The following is a 22,274-nucleotide window of genomic DNA, read 5'->3' as shown; positions in this document are numbered from 1 at the left end:
CAAATTAGCAAGCTAATTTCTGTTACCGCTCGACTTGCATGTGTTAGGCCTGCCGCCAGCGTTCAATCTGAGCCATGATCAAACTCTTCAATTAAAGTTTTTTGGTTTGTTTCAGCAGAAACAAAACCGGCTCAATGATTAATACTGATTTCTTACATAAAAGTAATTTTGTGTAGTCACTCAGTTCATTGATTATTTTTGTTTGAATTCACTTCGAAAAGTAAAAGCAAACTAGTGATTATCAACTCACAAGTGCCCACACAGATTGATTTGGTTAAATTGTTAAAGAGCTTGTCTTTCAACCACTTAGCGTTACCGCTTCGTCGCTTCAGGCTGCGTATAATACGCTTTCTGATTTGAAAGTCAAGATAATATTTTCAACTTTTTCATTTATTTATGAAAGACTTAAAAACGTTATGTTGACTTGGCTCACAGTGACAATCTGGGAGCGAAATAAAAGCCCGTTCTATTGAACGGGCACTTATTCAAATTCAAGCCTGGCGATGTCCTACTCTCACATGGGGAAACCCCACACTACCATCGGCGCTATTACGTTTCACTTCTGAGTTCGGCATGGGATCAGGTGGGTCCATAACGCTATGGTCGCCAAGCAAATTCTTTCTATCTACCTCACTAAGAGATAAATAATAATCTGGAAAGCCGTTTCTCTATATAAAGAGTTGTTCTTAATCACATTCAATCTGTTTCTTGCAACTTTAAATCCGTTCAAAACCCCTTGGGTGTTGTATGGTTAAGCCTCACGGGCAATTAGTACAGGTTAGCTCAATGCCTCGCAGCACTTACACACCCTGCCTATCTACGTCGTAGTCTCCAACAACCCTTTAGGATACGTATAGTATCAGGGATGACTCATCTCAAGGCTCGCTTCACGCTTAGATGCTTTCAGCGTTTATCGATCCCGAACTTAGCTACCGGGCAATGCTACTGGCGTAACAACCCGAACACCAGAGGTTCGTCCACTCCGGTCCTCTCGTACTAGGAGCAGCCCCTTTCAATCATCCAACGCCCACGGCAGATAGGGACCGAACTGTCTCACGACGTTCTAAACCCAGCTCGCGTACCACTTTTAAATGGCGAACAGCCATACCCTTGGGACCGACTTCAGCCCCAGGATGTGATGAGCCGACATCGAGGTGCCAAACACCGCCGTCGATATGAACTCTTGGGCGGTATCAGCCTGTTATCCCCGGAGTACCTTTTATCCGTTGAGCGATGGCCCTTCCATTCAGAACCACCGGATCACTATGACCTACTTTCGTACCTGCTCGAATTGTCATTCTCGCAGTCAAGCGGGCTTATGCCATTGCACTAACCACACGATGTCCAACCGTGTTTAGCCCACCTTCGTGCTCCTCCGTTACTCTTTGGGAGGAGACCGCCCCAGTCAAACTACCCACCAGGCACTGTCCGCAACCCCGATAAGGGGCCAACGTTAGAACATCAAGCATACAAGGGTGGTATTTCAAGATTGCCTCCACCAATACTAGCGTACTGGTTTCAAAGGCTCCCACCTATCCTACACATGTAGGGTCAATGTTCAGTGCCAAGCTGTAGTAAAGGTTCACGGGGTCTTTCCGTCTAGCCGCGGGTACACTGCATCTTCACAGCGATTTCAATTTCACTGAGTCTCGGGTGGAGACAGCGTGGCCATCATTACGCCATTCGTGCAGGTCGGAACTTACCCGACAAGGAATTTCGCTACCTTAGGACCGTTATAGTTACGGCCGCCGTTTACTTGGGCTTCGATCAAGAGCTTCGACCGAAGTCTAACCCCATCAATTAACCTTCAAGCACCGGGCAGGCGTCACACCGTATACGTCATCTTACGATTTAGCACAGTGCTATGTTTTTAATAAACAGTTGCAGCCACCTGGTATCTGCGACTCCCGGCAGCTTAGAGAGCAAGTCTCATCACCGCTAGGAGCGTACCTTCTCCCGAAGTTACGGTACCATTTTGCCTAGTTCCTTCACCCGAGTTCTCTCAAGCGCCTTAGTATTCTCTACTCGACCACCTGTGTCGGTTTGGGGTACGATTTCTTATAATCTGAAGCTTAGAGGCTTTTCCTGGAAGCATGGCATCAATGGCTTCACATCCGTAGATGCTCGACATCGTGTCTCAGCCTAACAAGAGTCCGGATTTACCTAAACTCTTAGCCTACGCACTTGAACTTGGACGACCGTCGCCAAGCCCACCTAGCCTTCTCCGTCCCCCCATCGCAATTATAAGAAGTACGGGAATATTAACCCGTTTCCCATCGACTACGCTTTTCAGCCTCGCCTTAGGGGTCGACTTACCCTGCCCCGATTAACGTTGGACAGGAACCCTTGGTCTTCCGGCGAGGGGGTTTTTCACCCCCTTTATCGTTACTCATGTCAGCATTCGCACTTCTGATACCTCCAGCATGCCTTACAGCACACCTTCGACGGCTTACAGAACGCTCCCCTACCCAACACAATAAATTGCATTGCCGCAGCTTCGGTGTATAGCTTAGCCCCGTTACATCTTCCGCGCAGGCCGACTCGACCAGTGAGCTATTACGCTTTCTTTAAATGATGGCTGCTTCTAAGCCAACATCCTGGCTGTCTGAGCCTTCCCACATCGTTTCCCACTTAGCTATAACTTTGGGACCTTAGCTGGCGGTCTGGGTTGTTTCCCTCTCCACGACGGACGTTAGCACCCGCCGTGTGTCTCCCGGATAGTACTTACTGGTATTCGGAGTTTGCAAAGGGTTGGTAAGTCGGGATGACCCCCTAGCCTTAACAGTGCTCTACCCCCAGTAGTATTCGTCCGAGGCTCTACCTAAATAGATTTCGGGGAGAACCAGCTATCTCCAAGTTTGATTGGCCTTTCACCCCTAGCCACAAGTCATCCGCTAATTTTTCAACATTAGTCGGTTCGGTCCTCCAATTGATGTTACTCAATCTTCAACCTGCCCATGGCTAGATCACTTGGTTTCGGGTCTATATCCAGAGACTGAACGCCCAGTTAAGACTCGGTTTCCCTACGGCTCCCCTAAACGGTTAACCTTGCCACTGAATATAAGTCGCTGACCCATTATACAAAAGGTACGCAGTCACATAACAAGTATGCTCCTACTGCTTGTACGTACACGGTTTCAGGTTCTATTTCACTCCCCTCACAGGGGTTCTTTTCGCCTTTCCCTCACGGTACTGGTTCACTATCGGTCAGTCAGTAGTATTTAGCCTTGGAGGATGGTCCCCCCATATTCAGACAGGATATCACGTGTCCCGCCTTACTCGTTTTCACTGATGATGAGATGTCGGTTACAGGGCTATCACCTTGTATCGCGCCACTTTCCAGAGGCTTCACCTGTCTCATTAAAAGCTTAAGGGCTAACCCAATTTCGCTCGCCGCTACTTTCGGGATCTCGGTTGATTTCTCTTCCTCGGGGTACTTAGATGTTTCAGTTCTCCCGGTTTGCTTCGCTGCGCTATGTATTCACGCAGCGATACTAGCTTATGCTAGTGGGTTTCCCCATTCAGAAATCCCAGACTCAAAAGGTTTTTACTACCTAATCTGGGCTTATCGCAAGTTAATACGTCTTTCATCGCCTCTGACTGCCAAGGCATCCACCGTGTACGCTTAGTCACTTAACCATACAACCCCAAGAGGTTTCGTATGGCATAAACAACCAAGGTTGAACTCGTCATTGCGAGTTCTGGTTTTTCGCCGGATTCAAAATACAAGAACACTTGAATGTGTTTTTAATTTGTTTATCTAAGATAAACAAAAGATATTAAGAACTTTTAAATTTTGATTTGAATAACTCGTAAGTTATTTAAATCAGTCAGCTTTCCAAATTGTTAAAGAGCTTAAAGCAAAAAGCTTTAATCAATAATCGAAATCATTAATTAAAGCTCTGTCACTTCAACTTATTAAAACCTAATCAATCTGTGTGAACACTCATAAATCGTAATCTATCGTTTAAGGAGGTGATCCAGCCCCAGGTTCCCCTAGGGCTACCTTGTTACGACTTCACCCCAGTCATGAACCACAAAGTGGTGAGCGTCCTCCCGAAGGTTAAACTACCCACTTCTTTTGCAGCCCACTCCCATGGTGTGACGGGCGGTGTGTACAAGGCCCGGGAACGTATTCACCGTGACATTCTGATTCACGATTACTAGCGATTCCGACTTCACGGAGTCGAGTTGCAGACTCCGATCCGGACTACGACGCACTTTTTGGGATTCGCTCACTATCGCTAGCTTGCAGCCCTCTGTATGCGCCATTGTAGCACGTGTGTAGCCCTACTCGTAAGGGCCATGATGACTTGACGTCGTCCCCACCTTCCTCCGGTTTATCACCGGCAGTCTCCCTGGAGTTCCCACCATTACGTGCTGGCAAACAAGGATAAGGGTTGCGCTCGTTGCGGGACTTAACCCAACATTTCACAACACGAGCTGACGACAGCCATGCAGCACCTGTCTCAGAGTTCCCGAAGGCACTAAGCTATCTCTAGCGAATTCTCTGGATGTCAAGAGTAGGTAAGGTTCTTCGCGTTGCATCGAATTAAACCACATGCTCCACCGCTTGTGCGGGCCCCCGTCAATTCATTTGAGTTTTAATCTTGCGACCGTACTCCCCAGGCGGTCTACTTAACGCGTTAGCTCCGAAAGCCACGGCTCAAGGCCACAACCTCCAAGTAGACATCGTTTACGGCGTGGACTACCAGGGTATCTAATCCTGTTTGCTCCCCACGCTTTCGCATCTGAGTGTCAGTGTCTGTCCAGGGGGCCGCCTTCGCCACTGGTATTCCTTCAGATCTCTACGCATTTCACCGCTACACCTGAAATTCTACCCCCCTCTACAGCACTCTAGTTTGCCAGTTTCAAATGCGGTTCCGAGGTTGAGCCCCGGGCTTTCACATCTGACTTAACAAACCACCTGCATGCGCTTTACGCCCAGTAATTCCGATTAACGCTCGCACCCTCCGTATTACCGCGGCTGCTGGCACGGAGTTAGCCGGTGCTTCTTCTGTCGCTAACGTCAAGATGTGCAGCTATTAACTACACACCCTTCCTCACGACTGAAAGTACTTTACAACCCGAAGGCCTTCTTCATACACGCGGCATGGCTGCATCAGGCTTTCGCCCATTGTGCAATATTCCCCACTGCTGCCTCCCGTAGGAGTCTGGACCGTGTCTCAGTTCCAGTGTGGCTGATCATCCTCTCAGACCAGCTAGAGATCGTCGCCTTGGTGAGCTCTTACCTCACCAACAAGCTAATCTCACCTGGGCTAATCTTAGCGCGAGAGGTCCGAAGATCCCCCTCTTTGGTCCGAAGACATTATGCGGTATTAGCTATCGTTTCCAATAGTTATCCCCCACACTAAGGCATATTCCCAGGCATTACTCACCCGTCCGCCGCTCGTCAGCAAATTAGCAAGCTAATTTCTGTTACCGCTCGACTTGCATGTGTTAGGCCTGCCGCCAGCGTTCAATCTGAGCCATGATCAAACTCTTCAATTAAAGTTTTTTGGTTTGTTTCAGCAGAAACAAAACCGGCTCAATGATTAATACTGATTTCTTACATAAAAGTAATTTTGTGTAGTCACTCAGTTCATTGATTATTTTTGTTTGAATTCACTTCGAAAAGTAAAAGCAAACTAGTGATTATCAACTCACAAGTGCCCACACAGATTGATTTGGTTAAATTGTTAAAGAGCTTGTCTTTCAACCACTTAGCGTTACCGCTTCGTCGCTTCAGGCTGCGTATAATACGCTTTCTGATTTGAAAGTCAAGATAATATTTTCAACTTTTTCATTTATTTATGAAAGACTTAAAAACGTTATGTTGACTTGGCTCACAGTGACAATCTGGGAGCGAAATAAAAGCCCGTTCTATTGAACGGGCACTTATTCAAATTCAAGCCTGGCGATGTCCTACTCTCACATGGGGAAACCCCACACTACCATCGGCGCTATTACGTTTCACTTCTGAGTTCGGCATGGGATCAGGTGGGTCCATAACGCTATGGTCGCCAAGCAAATTCTTTCTATCTACCTCACTAAGAGATAAATAATAATCTGGAAAGCCGTTTCTCTATATAAAGAGTTGTTCTTAATCACATTCAATCTGTTTCTTGCAACTTTAAATCCGTTCAAAACCCCTTGGGTGTTGTATGGTTAAGCCTCACGGGCAATTAGTACAGGTTAGCTCAATGCCTCGCAGCACTTACACACCCTGCCTATCTACGTCGTAGTCTCCAACAACCCTTTAGGATACGTATAGTATCAGGGATGACTCATCTCAAGGCTCGCTTCACGCTTAGATGCTTTCAGCGTTTATCGATCCCGAACTTAGCTACCGGGCAATGCTACTGGCGTAACAACCCGAACACCAGAGGTTCGTCCACTCCGGTCCTCTCGTACTAGGAGCAGCCCCTTTCAATCATCCAACGCCCACGGCAGATAGGGACCGAACTGTCTCACGACGTTCTAAACCCAGCTCGCGTACCACTTTAAATGGCGAACAGCCATACCCTTGGGACCGACTTCAGCCCCAGGATGTGATGAGCCGACATCGAGGTGCCAAACACCGCCGTCGATATGAACTCTTGGGCGGTATCAGCCTGTTATCCCCGGAGTACCTTTTATCCGTTGAGCGATGGCCCTTCCATTCAGAACCACCGGATCACTATGACCTACTTTCGTACCTGCTCGAATTGTCATTCTCGCAGTCAAGCGGGCTTATGCCATTGCACTAACCACACGATGTCCAACCGTGTTTAGCCCACCTTCGTGCTCCTCCGTTACTCTTTGGGAGGAGACCGCCCCAGTCAAACTACCCACCAGGCACTGTCCGCAACCCCGATAAGGGGCCAACGTTAGAACATCAAGCATACAAGGGTGGTATTTCAAGATTGCCTCCACCAATACTAGCGTACTGGTTTCAAAGGCTCCCACCTATCCTACACATGTAGGGTCAATGTTCAGTGCCAAGCTGTAGTAAAGGTTCACGGGGTCTTTCCGTCTAGCCGCGGGTACACTGCATCTTCACAGCGATTTCAATTTCACTGAGTCTCGGGTGGAGACAGCGTGGCCATCATTACGCCATTCGTGCAGGTCGGAACTTACCCGACAAGGAATTTCGCTACCTTAGGACCGTTATAGTTACGGCCGCCGTTTACTTGGGCTTCGATCAAGAGCTTCGACCGAAGTCTAACCCCATCAATTAACCTTCAAGCACCGGGCAGGCGTCACACCGTATACGTCATCTTACGATTTAGCACAGTGCTATGTTTTTAATAAACAGTTGCAGCCACCTGGTATCTGCGACTCCCGGCAGCTTAGAGAGCAAGTCTCATCACCGCTAGGAGCGTACCTTCTCCCGAAGTTACGGTACCATTTTGCCTAGTTCCTTCACCCGAGTTCTCTCAAGCGCCTTAGTATTCTCTACTCGACCACCTGTGTCGGTTTGGGGTACGATTTCTTATAATCTGAAGCTTAGAGGCTTTTCCTGGAAGCATGGCATCAATGGCTTCACATCCGTAGATGCTCGACATCGTGTCTCAGCCTAACAAGAGTCCGGATTTACCTAAACTCTTAGCCTACGCACTTGAACTTGGACGACCGTCGCCAAGCCCACCTAGCCTTCTCCGTCCCCCCATCGCAATTATAAGAAGTACGGGAATATTAACCCGTTTCCCATCGACTACGCTTTTCAGCCTCGCCTTAGGGGTCGACTTACCCTGCCCCGATTAACGTTGGACAGGAACCCTTGGTCTTCCGGCGAGGGGGTTTTTCACCCCCTTTATCGTTACTCATGTCAGCATTCGCACTTCTGATACCTCCAGCATGCCTTACAGCACACCTTCGACGGCTTACAGAACGCTCCCCTACCCAACACAATAAATTGCATTGCCGCAGCTTCGGTGTATAGCTTAGCCCCGTTACATCTTCCGCGCAGGCCGACTCGACCAGTGAGCTATTACGCTTTCTTTAAATGATGGCTGCTTCTAAGCCAACATCCTGGCTGTCTGAGCCTTCCCACATCGTTTCCCACTTAGCTATAACTTTGGGACCTTAGCTGGCGGTCTGGGTTGTTTCCCTCTCCACGACGGACGTTAGCACCCGCCGTGTGTCTCCCGGATAGTACTTACTGGTATTCGGAGTTTGCAAAGGGTTGGTAAGTCGGGATGACCCCCTAGCCTTAACAGTGCTCTACCCCCAGTAGTATTCGTCCGAGGCTCTACCTAAATAGATTTCGGGGAGAACCAGCTATCTCCAAGTTTGATTGGCCTTTCACCCCTAGCCACAAGTCATCCGCTAATTTTTCAACATTAGTCGGTTCGGTCCTCCAATTGATGTTACTCAATCTTCAACCTGCCCATGGCTAGATCACTTGGTTTCGGGTCTATATCCAGAGACTGAACGCCCAGTTAAGACTCGGTTTCCCTACGGCTCCCCTAAACGGTTAACCTTGCCACTGAATATAAGTCGCTGACCCATTATACAAAAGGTACGCAGTCACATAACAAGTATGCTCCTACTGCTTGTACGTACACGGTTTCAGGTTCTATTTCACTCCCCTCACAGGGGTTCTTTTCGCCTTTCCCTCACGGTACTGGTTCACTATCGGTCAGTCAGTAGTATTTAGCCTTGGAGGATGGTCCCCCCATATTCAGACAGGATATCACGTGTCCCGCCTTACTCGTTTTCACTGATGATGAGATGTCGGTTACAGGGCTATCACCTTGTATCGCGCCACTTTCCAGAGGCTTCACCTGTCTCATTAAAAGCTTAAGGGCTAACCCAATTTCGCTCGCCGCTACTTTCGGGATCTCGGTTGATTTCTCTTCCTCGGGGTACTTAGATGTTTCAGTTCTCCCGGTTTGCTTCGCTGCGCTATGTATTCACGCAGCGATACTAGCTTATGCTAGTGGGTTTCCCCATTCAGAAATCCCAGACTCAAAAGGTTTTTACTACCTAATCTGGGCTTATCGCAAGTTAATACGTCTTTCATCGCCTCTGACTGCCAAGGCATCCACCGTGTACGCTTAGTCACTTAACCATACAACCCCAAGAGGTTTCGTATGGCATAAACAACCAAGGTTGAACTCGTCATTGCGAGTTCTGGTTTTTCGCCGGATTCAAAATACAAGAACACTTGAATGTGTTTTTAATTTGTTTATCTAAGATAAACAAAAGATATTAAGAACTTTTAAATTTTGATTTGAATAACTCGTAAGTTATTTAAATCAGTCAGCTTTCCAAATTGTTAAAGAGCTTAAAGCAAAAAGCTTTAATCAATAATCGAAATCATTAATTAAAGCTCTGTCACTTCAACTTATTAAAACCTAATCAATCTGTGTGAACACTCATAAATCGTAATCTATCGTTTAAGGAGGTGATCCAGCCCCAGGTTCCCCTAGGGCTACCTTGTTACGACTTCACCCCAGTCATGAACCACAAAGTGGTGAGCGTCCTCCCGAAGGTTAAACTACCCACTTCTTTTGCAGCCCACTCCCATGGTGTGACGGGCGGTGTGTACAAGGCCCGGGAACGTATTCACCGTGACATTCTGATTCACGATTACTAGCGATTCCGACTTCACGGAGTCGAGTTGCAGACTCCGATCCGGACTACGACGCACTTTTTGGGATTCGCTCACTATCGCTAGCTTGCAGCCCTCTGTATGCGCCATTGTAGCACGTGTGTAGCCCTACTCGTAAGGGCCATGATGACTTGACGTCGTCCCCACCTTCCTCCGGTTTATCACCGGCAGTCTCCCTGGAGTTCCCACCATTACGTGCTGGCAAACAAGGATAAGGGTTGCGCTCGTTGCGGGACTTAACCCAACATTTCACAACACGAGCTGACGACAGCCATGCAGCACCTGTCTCAGAGTTCCCGAAGGCACTAAGCTATCTCTAGCGAATTCTCTGGATGTCAAGAGTAGGTAAGGTTCTTCGCGTTGCATCGAATTAAACCACATGCTCCACCGCTTGTGCGGGCCCCCGTCAATTCATTTGAGTTTTAATCTTGCGACCGTACTCCCCAGGCGGTCTACTTAACGCGTTAGCTCCGAAAGCCACGGCTCAAGGCCACAACCTCCAAGTAGACATCGTTTACGGCGTGGACTACCAGGGTATCTAATCCTGTTTGCTCCCCACGCTTTCGCATCTGAGTGTCAGTGTCTGTCCAGGGGGCCGCCTTCGCCACTGGTATTCCTTCAGATCTCTACGCATTTCACCGCTACACCTGAAATTCTACCCCCCTCTACAGCACTCTAGTTTGCCAGTTTCAAATGCGGTTCCGAGGTTGAGCCCCGGGCTTTCACATCTGACTTAACAAACCACCTGCATGCGCTTTACGCCCAGTAATTCCGATTAACGCTCGCACCCTCCGTATTACCGCGGCTGCTGGCACGGAGTTAGCCGGTGCTTCTTCTGTCGCTAACGTCAAGATGTGCAGCTATTAACTACACACCCTTCCTCACGACTGAAAGTACTTTACAACCCGAAGGCCTTCTTCATACACGCGGCATGGCTGCATCAGGCTTTCGCCCATTGTGCAATATTCCCCACTGCTGCCTCCCGTAGGAGTCTGGACCGTGTCTCAGTTCCAGTGTGGCTGATCATCCTCTCAGACCAGCTAGAGATCGTCGCCTTGGTGAGCTCTTACCTCACCAACAAGCTAATCTCACCTGGGCTAATCTTAGCGCGAGAGGTCCGAAGATCCCCCTCTTTGGTCCGAAGACATTATGCGGTATTAGCTATCGTTTCCAATAGTTATCCCCCACACTAAGGCATATTCCCAGGCATTACTCACCCGTCCGCCGCTCGTCAGCAAATTAGCAAGCTAATTTCTGTTACCGCTCGACTTGCATGTGTTAGGCCTGCCGCCAGCGTTCAATCTGAGCCATGATCAAACTCTTCAATTAAAGTTTTTTGGTTTGTTTCAGCAGAAACAAAACCGGCTCAATGATTAATACTGATTTCTTACATAAAAGTAATTTTGTGTAGTCACTCAGTTCATTGATTATTTTTGTTTGAATTCACTTCGAAAAGTAAAAGCAAACTAGTGATTATCAACTCACAAGTGCCCACACAGATTGATTTGGTTAAATTGTTAAAGAGCTTGTCTTTCAACCACTTAGCGTTACCGCTTCGTCGCTTCAGGCTGCGTATAATACGCTTTCTGATTTGAAAGTCAAGATAATATTTTCAACTTTTTCATTTATTTATGAAAGACTTAAAAACGTTATGTTGACTTGGCTCACAGTGACAATCTGGGAGCGAAATAAAAGCCCGTTCTATTGAACGGGCACTTATTCAAATTCAAGCCTGGCGATGTCCTACTCTCACATGGGGAAACCCCACACTACCATCGGCGCTATTACGTTTCACTTCTGAGTTCGGCATGGGATCAGGTGGGTCCATAACGCTATGGTCGCCAAGCAAATTCTTTCTATCTACCTCACTAAGAGATAAATAATAATCTGGAAAGCCGTTTCTCTATATAAAGAGTTGTTCTTAATCACATTCAATCTGTTTCTTGCAACTTTAAATCCGTTCAAAACCCCTTGGGTGTTGTATGGTTAAGCCTCACGGGCAATTAGTACAGGTTAGCTCAATGCCTCGCAGCACTTACACACCCTGCCTATCTACGTCGTAGTCTCCAACAACCCTTTAGGATACGTATAGTATCAGGGATGACTCATCTCAAGGCTCGCTTCACGCTTAGATGCTTTCAGCGTTTATCGATCCCGAACTTAGCTACCGGGCAATGCTACTGGCGTAACAACCCGAACACCAGAGGTTCGTCCACTCCGGTCCTCTCGTACTAGGAGCAGCCCCTTTCAATCATCCAACGCCCACGGCAGATAGGGACCGAACTGTCTCACGACGTTCTAAACCCAGCTCGCGTACCACTTTAAATGGCGAACAGCCATACCCTTGGGACCGACTTCAGCCCCAGGATGTGATGAGCCGACATCGAGGTGCCAAACACCGCCGTCGATATGAACTCTTGGGCGGTATCAGCCTGTTATCCCCGGAGTACCTTTTATCCGTTGAGCGATGGCCCTTCCATTCAGAACCACCGGATCACTATGACCTACTTTCGTACCTGCTCGAATTGTCATTCTCGCAGTCAAGCGGGCTTATGCCATTGCACTAACCACACGATGTCCAACCGTGTTTAGCCCACCTTCGTGCTCCTCCGTTACTCTTTGGGAGGAGACCGCCCCAGTCAAACTACCCACCAGGCACTGTCCGCAACCCCGATAAGGGGCCAACGTTAGAACATCAAGCATACAAGGGTGGTATTTCAAGATTGCCTCCACCAATACTAGCGTACTGGTTTCAAAGGCTCCCACCTATCCTACACATGTAGGGTCAATGTTCAGTGCCAAGCTGTAGTAAAGGTTCACGGGGTCTTTCCGTCTAGCCGCGGGTACACTGCATCTTCACAGCGATTTCAATTTCACTGAGTCTCGGGTGGAGACAGCGTGGCCATCATTACGCCATTCGTGCAGGTCGGAACTTACCCGACAAGGAATTTCGCTACCTTAGGACCGTTATAGTTACGGCCGCCGTTTACTTGGGCTTCGATCAAGAGCTTCGACCGAAGTCTAACCCCATCAATTAACCTTCAAGCACCGGGCAGGCGTCACACCGTATACGTCATCTTACGATTTAGCACAGTGCTATGTTTTTAATAAACAGTTGCAGCCACCTGGTATCTGCGACTCCCGGCAGCTTAGAGAGCAAGTCTCATCACCGCTAGGAGCGTACCTTCTCCCGAAGTTACGGTACCATTTTGCCTAGTTCCTTCACCCGAGTTCTCTCAAGCGCCTTAGTATTCTCTACTCGACCACCTGTGTCGGTTTGGGGTACGATTTCTTATAATCTGAAGCTTAGAGGCTTTTCCTGGAAGCATGGCATCAATGGCTTCACATCCGTAGATGCTCGACATCGTGTCTCAGCCTAACAAGAGTCCGGATTTACCTAAACTCTTAGCCTACGCACTTGAACTTGGACGACCGTCGCCAAGCCCACCTAGCCTTCTCCGTCCCCCCATCGCAATTATAAGAAGTACGGGAATATTAACCCGTTTCCCATCGACTACGCTTTTCAGCCTCGCCTTAGGGGTCGACTTACCCTGCCCCGATTAACGTTGGACAGGAACCCTTGGTCTTCCGGCGAGGGGGTTTTTCACCCCCTTTATCGTTACTCATGTCAGCATTCGCACTTCTGATACCTCCAGCATGCCTTACAGCACACCTTCGACGGCTTACAGAACGCTCCCCTACCCAACACAATAAATTGCATTGCCGCAGCTTCGGTGTATAGCTTAGCCCCGTTACATCTTCCGCGCAGGCCGACTCGACCAGTGAGCTATTACGCTTTCTTTAAATGATGGCTGCTTCTAAGCCAACATCCTGGCTGTCTGAGCCTTCCCACATCGTTTCCCACTTAGCTATAACTTTGGGACCTTAGCTGGCGGTCTGGGTTGTTTCCCTCTCCACGACGGACGTTAGCACCCGCCGTGTGTCTCCCGGATAGTACTTACTGGTATTCGGAGTTTGCAAAGGGTTGGTAAGTCGGGATGACCCCCTAGCCTTAACAGTGCTCTACCCCCAGTAGTATTCGTCCGAGGCTCTACCTAAATAGATTTCGGGGAGAACCAGCTATCTCCAAGTTTGATTGGCCTTTCACCCCTAGCCACAAGTCATCCGCTAATTTTTCAACATTAGTCGGTTCGGTCCTCCAATTGATGTTACTCAATCTTCAACCTGCCCATGGCTAGATCACTTGGTTTCGGGTCTATATCCAGAGACTGAACGCCCAGTTAAGACTCGGTTTCCCTACGGCTCCCCTAAACGGTTAACCTTGCCACTGAATATAAGTCGCTGACCCATTATACAAAAGGTACGCAGTCACATAACAAGTATGCTCCTACTGCTTGTACGTACACGGTTTCAGGTTCTATTTCACTCCCCTCACAGGGGTTCTTTTCGCCTTTCCCTCACGGTACTGGTTCACTATCGGTCAGTCAGTAGTATTTAGCCTTGGAGGATGGTCCCCCCATATTCAGACAGGATATCACGTGTCCCGCCTTACTCGTTTTCACTGATGATGAGATGTCGGTTACAGGGCTATCACCTTGTATCGCGCCACTTTCCAGAGGCTTCACCTGTCTCATTAAAAGCTTAAGGGCTAACCCAATTTCGCTCGCCGCTACTTTCGGGATCTCGGTTGATTTCTCTTCCTCGGGGTACTTAGATGTTTCAGTTCTCCCGGTTTGCTTCGCTGCGCTATGTATTCACGCAGCGATACTAGCTTATGCTAGTGGGTTTCCCCATTCAGAAATCCCAGACTCAAAAGGTTTTTACTACCTAATCTGGGCTTATCGCAAGTTAATACGTCTTTCATCGCCTCTGACTGCCAAGGCATCCACCGTGTACGCTTAGTCACTTAACCATACAACCCCAAGAGGTTTCGTATGGCATAAACAACCAAGGTTGAACTCGTCATTGCGAGTTCTGGTTTTTCGCCGGATTCAAAATACAAGAACACTTGAATGTGTTTTTAATTTGTTTATCTAAGATAAACAAAAGATATTAAGAACTTTTAAATTTTGATTTGAATAACTCGTAAGTTATTTAAATCAGTCAGCTTTCCAAATTGTTAAAGAGCTTAAAGCAAAAAGCTTTAATCAATAATCGAAATCATTAATTAAAGCTCTGTCACTTCAACTTATTAAAACCTAATCAATCTGTGTGAACACTCATAAATCGTAATCTATCGTTTAAGGAGGTGATCCAGCCCCAGGTTCCCCTAGGGCTACCTTGTTACGACTTCACCCCAGTCATGAACCACAAAGTGGTGAGCGTCCTCCCGAAGGTTAAACTACCCACTTCTTTTGCAGCCCACTCCCATGGTGTGACGGGCGGTGTGTACAAGGCCCGGGAACGTATTCACCGTGACATTCTGATTCACGATTACTAGCGATTCCGACTTCACGGAGTCGAGTTGCAGACTCCGATCCGGACTACGACGCACTTTTTGGGATTCGCTCACTATCGCTAGCTTGCAGCCCTCTGTATGCGCCATTGTAGCACGTGTGTAGCCCTACTCGTAAGGGCCATGATGACTTGACGTCGTCCCCACCTTCCTCCGGTTTATCACCGGCAGTCTCCCTGGAGTTCCCACCATTACGTGCTGGCAAACAAGGATAAGGGTTGCGCTCGTTGCGGGACTTAACCCAACATTTCACAACACGAGCTGACGACAGCCATGCAGCACCTGTCTCAGAGTTCCCGAAGGCACTAAGCTATCTCTAGCGAATTCTCTGGATGTCAAGAGTAGGTAAGGTTCTTCGCGTTGCATCGAATTAAACCACATGCTCCACCGCTTGTGCGGGCCCCCGTCAATTCATTTGAGTTTTAATCTTGCGACCGTACTCCCCAGGCGGTCTACTTAACGCGTTAGCTCCGAAAGCCACGGCTCAAGGCCACAACCTCCAAGTAGACATCGTTTACGGCGTGGACTACCAGGGTATCTAATCCTGTTTGCTCCCCACGCTTTCGCATCTGAGTGTCAGTGTCTGTCCAGGGGGCCGCCTTCGCCACTGGTATTCCTTCAGATCTCTACGCATTTCACCGCTACACCTGAAATTCTACCCCCCTCTACAGCACTCTAGTTTGCCCAGTTTCAAATGCGGTTCCGAGGTTGAGCCCCGGGCTTTCACATCTGACTTAACAAACCACCTGCATGCGCTTTACGCCCAGTAATTCCGATTAACGCTCGCACCCTCCGTATTACCGCGGCTGCTGGCACGGAGTTAGCCGGTGCTTCTTCTGTCGCTAACGTCAAGATGTGCAGCTATTAACTACACACCCTTCCTCACGACTGAAAGTACTTTACAACCCGAAGGCCTTCTTCATACACGCGGCATGGCTGCATCAGGCTTTCGCCCATTGTGCAATATTCCCCACTGCTGCCTCCCGTAGGAGTCTGGACCGTGTCTCAGTTCCAGTGTGGCTGATCATCCTCTCAGACCAGCTAGAGATCGTCGCCTTGGTGAGCTCTTACCTCACCAACAAGCTAATCTCACCTGGGCTAATCTTAGCGCGAGAGGTCCGAAGATCCCCCTCTTTGGTCCGAAGACATTATGCGGTATTAGCTATCGTTTCCAATAGTTATCCCCCACACTAAGGCATATTCCCAGGCATTACTCACCCGTCCGCCGCTCGTCAGCAAATTAGCAAGCTAATTTCTGTTACCGCTCGACTTGCATGTGTTAGGCCTGCCGCCAGCGTTCAATCTGAGCCATGATCAAACTCTTCAATTAAAGTTTTTTGGTTTGTTTCAGCAGAAACAAAACCGGCTCAATGATTAATACTGATTTCTTACATAAAAGTAATTTTGTGTAGTCACTCAGTTCATTGATTATTTTTGTTTGAATTCACTTCGAAAAGTAAAAGCAAACTAGTGATTATCAACTCACAAGTGCCCACACAGATTGATTTGGTTAAATTGTTAAAGAGCTTGTCTTTCAACCACTTAGCGTTACCGCTTCGTCGCTTCAGGCTGCGTATAATACGCTTTCTGATTTGAAAGTCAAGATAATATTTTCAACTTTTTCATTTATTTATGAAAGACTTAAAAACGTTATGTTGACTTGGCTCACAGTGACAATCTGGGAGCGAAATAAAAGCCCGTTCTATTGAACGGGCACTTATTCAAATTCAAGCCTGGCGATGTCCTACTCTCACATGGGGAAACCCCACACTACCATCGGCGCTATTACGTTTCACTTCTGAGTTCGGCATGGGATCAGGTGGGTCCATAACGCTATGGTCGCCAAGCAAATTCTTTCTATCTACCTCACTAAGAGATAAATAATAATCTGGAAAGCCGTTTCTCTATATAAAGAGTTGTTCTTAATCACATTCAATCTGTTTCTTGCAACTTTAAATCCGTTCAAAACCCCTTGGGTGTTGTATGGTTAAGCCTCACGGGCAATTAGTACAGGTTAGCTCAATGCCTCGCAGCACTTACACACCCTGCCTATCTACGTCGTAGTCTCCAACAACCCTTTAGGATACGTATAGTATCAGGGATGACTCATCTCAAGGCTCGCTTCACGCTTAGATGCTTTCAGCGTTTATCGATCCCGAACTTAGCTACCGGGCAATGCTACTGGCGTAACAACCCGAACACCAGAGGTTCGTCCACTCCGGTCCTCTCGTACTAGGAGCAGCCCCTTTCAATCATCCAACGCCCACGGCAGATAGGGACCGAACTGTCTCACGACGTTCTAAACCCAGCTCGCGTACCACTTTAAATGGCGAACAGCCATACCCTTGGGACCGACTTCAGCCCCAGGATGTGATGAGCCGACATCGAGGTGCCAAACACCGCCGTCGATATGAACTCTTGGGCGGTATCAGCCTGTTATCCCCGGAGTACCTTTTATCCGTTGAGCGATGGCCCTTCCATTCAGAACCACCGGATCACTATGACCTACTTTCGTACCTGCTCGAATTGTCATTCTCGCAGTCAAGCGGGCTTATGCCATTGCACTAACCACACGATGTCCAACCGTGTTTAGCCCACCTTCGTGCTCCTCCGTTACTCTTTGGGAGGAGACCGCCCCAGTCAAACTACCCACCAGGCACTGTCCGCAACCCCGATAAGGGGCCAACGTTAGAACATCAAGCATACAAGGGTGGTATTTCAAGATTGCCTCCACCAATACTAGCGTACTGGTTTCAAAGGCTCCCACCTATCCTACACATGTAGGGTCAATGTTCAGTGCCAAGCTGTAGTAAAGGTTCACGGGGTCTTTCCGTCTAGCCGCGGGTACACTGCATCTTCACAGCGATTTCAATTTCACTGAGTCTCGGGTGGAGACAGCGTGGCCATCATTACGCCATTCGTGCAGGTCGGAACTTACCCGACAAGGAATTTCGCTACCTTAGGACCGTTATAGTTACGGCCGCCGTTTACTTGGGCTTCGATCAAGAGCTTCGACCGAAGTCTAACCCCATCAATTAACCTTCAAGCACCGGGCAGGCGTCACACCGTATACGTCATCTTACGATTTAGCACAGTGCTATGTTTTTAATAAACAGTTGCAGCCACCTGGTATCTGCGACTCCCGGCAGCTTAGAGAGCAAGTCTCATCACCGCTAGGAGCGTACCTTCTCCCGAAGTTACGGTACCATTTTGCCTAGTTCCTTCACCCGAGTTCTCTCAAGCGCCTTAGTATTCTCTACTCGACCACCTGTGTCGGTTTGGGGTACGATTTCTTATAATCTGAAGCTTAGAGGCTTTTCCTGGAAGCATGGCATCAATGGCTTCACATCCGTAGATGCTCGACATCGTGTCTCAGCCTAACAAGAGTCCGGATTTACCTAAACTCTTAGCCTACGCACTTGAACTTGGACGACCGTCGCCAAGCCCACCTAGCCTTCTCCGTCCCCCCATCGCAATTATAAGAAGTACGGGAATATTAACCCGTTTCCCATCGACTACGCTTTTCAGCCTCGCCTTAGGGGTCGACTTACCCTGCCCCGATTAACGTTGGACAGGAACCCTTGGTCTTCCGGCGAGGGGGTTTTTCACCCCCTTTATCGTTACTCATGTCAGCATTCGCACTTCTGATACCTCCAGCATGCCTTACAGCACACCTTCGACGGCTTACAGAACGCTCCCCTACCCAACACAATAAATTGCATTGCCGCAGCTTCGGTGTATAGCTTAGCCCCGTTACATCTTCCGCGCAGGCCGACTCGACCAGTGAGCTATTACGCTTTCTTTAAATGATGGCTGCTTCTAAGCCAACATCCTGGCTGTCTGAGCCTTCCCACATCGTTTCCCACTTAGCTATAACTTTGGGACCTTAGCTGGCGGTCTGGGTTGTTTCCCTCTCCACGACGGACGTTAGCACCCGCCGTGTGTCTCCCGGATAGTACTTACTGGTATTCGGAGTTTGCAAAGGGTTGGTAAGTCGGGATGACCCCCTAGCCTTAACAGTGCTCTACCCCCAGTAGTATTCGTCCGAGGCTCTACCTAAATAGATTTCGGGGAGAACCAGCTATCTCCAAGTTTGATTGGCCTTTCACCCCTAGCCACAAGTCATCCGCTAATTTTTCAACATTAGTCGGTTCGGTCCTCCAATTGATGTTACTCAATCTTCAACCTGCCCATGGCTAGATCACTTGGTTTCGGGTCTATATCCAGAGACTGAACGCCCAGTTAAGACTCGGTTTCCCTACGGCTCCCCTAAACGGTTAACCTTGCCACTGAATATAAGTCGCTGACCCATTATACAAAAGGTACGCAGTCACATAACAAGTATGCTCCTACTGCTTGTACGTACACGGTTTCAGGTTCTATTTCACTCCCCTCACAGGGGTTCTTTTCGCCTTTCCCTCACGGTACTGGTTCACTATCGGTCAGTCAGTAGTATTTAGCCTTGGAGGATGGTCCCCCCATATTCAGACAGGATATCACGTGTCCCGCCTTACTCGTTTTCACTGATGATGAGATGTCGGTTACAGGGCTATCACCTTGTATCGCGCCACTTTCCAGAGGCTTCACCTGTCTCATTAAAAGCTTAAGGGCTAACCCAATTTCGCTCGCCGCTACTTTCGGGATCTCGGTTGATTTCTCTTCCTCGGGGTACTTAGATGTTTCAGTTCTCCCGGTTTGCTTCGCTGCGCTATGTATTCACGCAGCGATACTAGCTTATGCTAGTGGGTTTCCCCATTCAGAAATCCCAGACTCAAAAGGTTTTTACTACCTAATCTGGGCTTATCGCAAGTTAATACGTCTTTCATCGCCTCTGACTGCCAAGGCATCCACCGTGTACGCTTAGTCACTTAACCATACAACCCCAAGAGGTTTCGTATGGCATAAACAACCAAGGTTGAACTCGTCATTGCGAGTTCTGGTTTTTCGCCGGATTCAAAATACAAGAACACTTGAATGTGTTTTTAATTTGTTTATCTAAGATAAACAAAAGATATTAAGAACTTTTAAATTTTGATTTGAATAACTCGTAAGTTATTTAAATCAGTCAGCTTTCCAAATTGTTAAAGAGCAATTGTTTTTCAACCTAATAAAAGGTGTCGAAACCATTTTTAAAGACTCTCAAAGAGAATACTTAAAAATGGTGGAGCTATGCGGGATCGAACCGCAGACCTCTTCGCTGCCAGCGAAGCGCTCTCCCAGCTGAGCTATAGCCCCACATAACGTCTCTTTAATTTTTTAACCTAATCAATCTGTGTGAACACTCATAAATTGCAATCTATCGTTTAAGGAGGTGATCCAGCCCCAGGTTCCCCTAGGGCTACCTTGTTACGACTTCACCCCAGTCATGAACCACAAAGTGGTGAGCGTCCTCCCGAAGGTTAAACTACCCACTTCTTTTGCAGCCCACTCCCATGGTGTGACGGGCGGTGTGTACAAGGCCCGGGAACGTATTCACCGTGACATTCTGATTCACGATTACTAGCGATTCCGACTTCACGGAGTCGAGTTGCAGACTCCGATCCGGACTACGACGCACTTTTTGGGATTCGCTCACTATCGCTAGCTTGCAGCCCTCTGTATGCGCCATTGTAGCACGTGTGTAGCCCTACTCGTAAGGGCCATGATGACTTGACGTCGTCCCCACCTTCCTCCGGTTTATCACCGGCAGTCTCCCTGGAGTTCCCACCATTACGCGCTGGCAAACAAGGATAAGGGTTGCGCTCGTTGCGGGACTTAACCCAACATTTCACAACACGAGCTGACGACAGCCATGCAGCACCTGTCTCAGAGTTCCCGAAGGCACTAAGCTATCTCTAGCGAATTCTCTGGATGTCAAGAGTAGGTAAGGTTCTTCGCGTTGCATCGAATTAAACCACATGCTCCACCGCTTGTGCGGGCCCCCGTCAATTCATTTGAGTTTTAATCTTGCGACCGTACTCCCCAGGCGGTCTACTTAACGCGTTAGCTCCGAAAGCCACGGCTCAAGGCCACAACCTCCAAGTAGACATCGTTTACGGCGTGGACTACCAGGGTATCTAATCCTGTTTGCTCCCCACGCTTTCGCATCTGAGTGTCAGTGTCTGTCCAGGGGGCCGCCTTCGCCACTGGTATTCCTTCAGATCTCTACGCATTTCACCGCTACACCTGAAATTCTACCCCCCTCTACAGCACTCTAGTTTGCCAGTTTCAAATGCGGTTCCGAGGTTGAGCCCCGGGCTTTCACATCTGACTTAACAAACCACCTGCATGCGCTTTACGCCCAGTAATTCCGATTAACGCTCGCACCCTCCGTATTACCGCGGCTGCTGGCACGGAGTTAGCCGGTGCTTCTTCTGTCGCTAACGTCAAGATATGCAGCTATTAACTACACACCCTTCCTCACGACTGAAAGTACTTTACAACCCGAAGGCCTTCTTCATACACGCGGCATGGCTGCATCAGGCTTTCGCCCATTGTGCAATATTCCCCACTGCTGCCTCCCGTAGGAGTCTGGACCGTGTCTCAGTTCCAGTGTGGCTGATCATCCTCTCAGACCAGCTAGAGATCGTCGCCTTGGTGAGCTCTTACCTCACCAACAAGCTAATCTCACCTGGGCTAATCTTAGCGCGAGAGGTCCGAAGATCCCCCTCTTTGGTCCGAAGACATTATGCGGTATTAGCTATCGTTTCCAATAGTTATCCCCCACACTAAGGCATATTCCCAGGCATTACTCACCCGTCCGCCGCTCGTCAGCAAATTAGCAAGCTAATTCCTGTTACCGCTCGACTTGCATGTGTTAGGCCTGCCGCCAGCGTTCAATCTGAGCCATGATCAAACTCTTCAATTAAAGTTTTTTGGTTGCTCTGTCTTCTTAGTTAAAAGAGGGCAGAAACAAAACCGGCTCAATGATTAATACTGATTTCTTACATAAAAGTAATTTTGTGTAGTCACTCAGTTCATTGATTATTTTTGTTTGAATTCACTTCGAAAAGTAAAAGCAAAGTAGTGATTATCAACTCACAAGTGCCCACACAGATTGATTTGGTTAAATTGTTAAAGAGCATTTCTTCTACTTTCGAAGCACTTAAGCCTTTCAGTGAAGAGGACGGTTATTTTATCCAATTAAACTTAAGTGTCAAACACTTTTTTTTATTTTAATTTTAAAACCGTTTTTTCAACCAACCCTTTGCTGCTCTACGTTGAGCGCTCCGTGTCAGTGAGGATGCATTATAGGGACACAGCTTATATTAGCAAGTATTA

The 22,274-nt window shown here is 48.2% G+C and carries 1 tRNA gene and 13 rRNA genes; all 14 read right to left on the bottom strand.

Annotation, left to right across the window (positions count from 1 at the left end):
• A 16S ribosomal RNA gene (locus ACU5DF_RS22870) occupies positions 1-94 on the bottom strand; the annotation flags it as partial.
• 401 nt (positions 95-495) lie between these two features.
• Positions 496-611, bottom strand: a 5S ribosomal RNA gene (gene rrf, locus ACU5DF_RS22865).
• 136 nt (positions 612-747) lie between these two features.
• Positions 748-3,639, bottom strand: a 23S ribosomal RNA gene (locus ACU5DF_RS22860).
• Positions 3,640-3,968: 329 nt separating this feature from the next.
• A 16S ribosomal RNA gene (locus ACU5DF_RS22855) occupies positions 3,969-5,511 on the bottom strand.
• Between the two features lie 401 nt (positions 5,512-5,912).
• Positions 5,913-6,028: ribosomal RNA gene (rrf, locus tag ACU5DF_RS22850) — 5S ribosomal RNA — on the bottom strand.
• A 136-nt stretch (positions 6,029-6,164) separates the two neighbouring features.
• Positions 6,165-9,055 (bottom strand): 23S ribosomal RNA (locus ACU5DF_RS22845).
• A gap of 329 nt (positions 9,056-9,384) precedes the next feature.
• Positions 9,385-10,927, bottom strand: a 16S ribosomal RNA gene (locus ACU5DF_RS22840).
• A gap of 401 nt (positions 10,928-11,328) precedes the next feature.
• Positions 11,329-11,444: ribosomal RNA gene (gene rrf, locus ACU5DF_RS22835) — 5S ribosomal RNA — on the bottom strand.
• Positions 11,445-11,580: 136 nt separating this feature from the next.
• Positions 11,581-14,471 (bottom strand): 23S ribosomal RNA (locus tag ACU5DF_RS22830).
• 329 nt (positions 14,472-14,800) lie between these two features.
• A 16S ribosomal RNA gene (locus ACU5DF_RS22825) occupies positions 14,801-16,344 on the bottom strand.
• A 401-nt stretch (positions 16,345-16,745) separates the two neighbouring features.
• Positions 16,746-16,861, bottom strand: a 5S ribosomal RNA gene (gene rrf, locus ACU5DF_RS22820).
• 136 nt (positions 16,862-16,997) lie between these two features.
• Positions 16,998-19,888 (bottom strand): 23S ribosomal RNA (locus ACU5DF_RS22815).
• Positions 19,889-20,173: 285 nt separating this feature from the next.
• Positions 20,174-20,249 (bottom strand) — tRNA-Ala (locus ACU5DF_RS22810).
• Positions 20,250-20,318: 69 nt separating this feature from the next.
• Positions 20,319-21,861: ribosomal RNA gene (locus ACU5DF_RS22805) — 16S ribosomal RNA — on the bottom strand.
• Positions 21,862-22,274 lie beyond the last annotated feature (413 nt).

The sequence above is a fragment of the Aliivibrio wodanis genome, from assembly GCF_052920805.1.
Note: the sequence above shows the minus strand (reverse complement) of the source record. Positions and strands in the feature narration are given on the sequence as shown.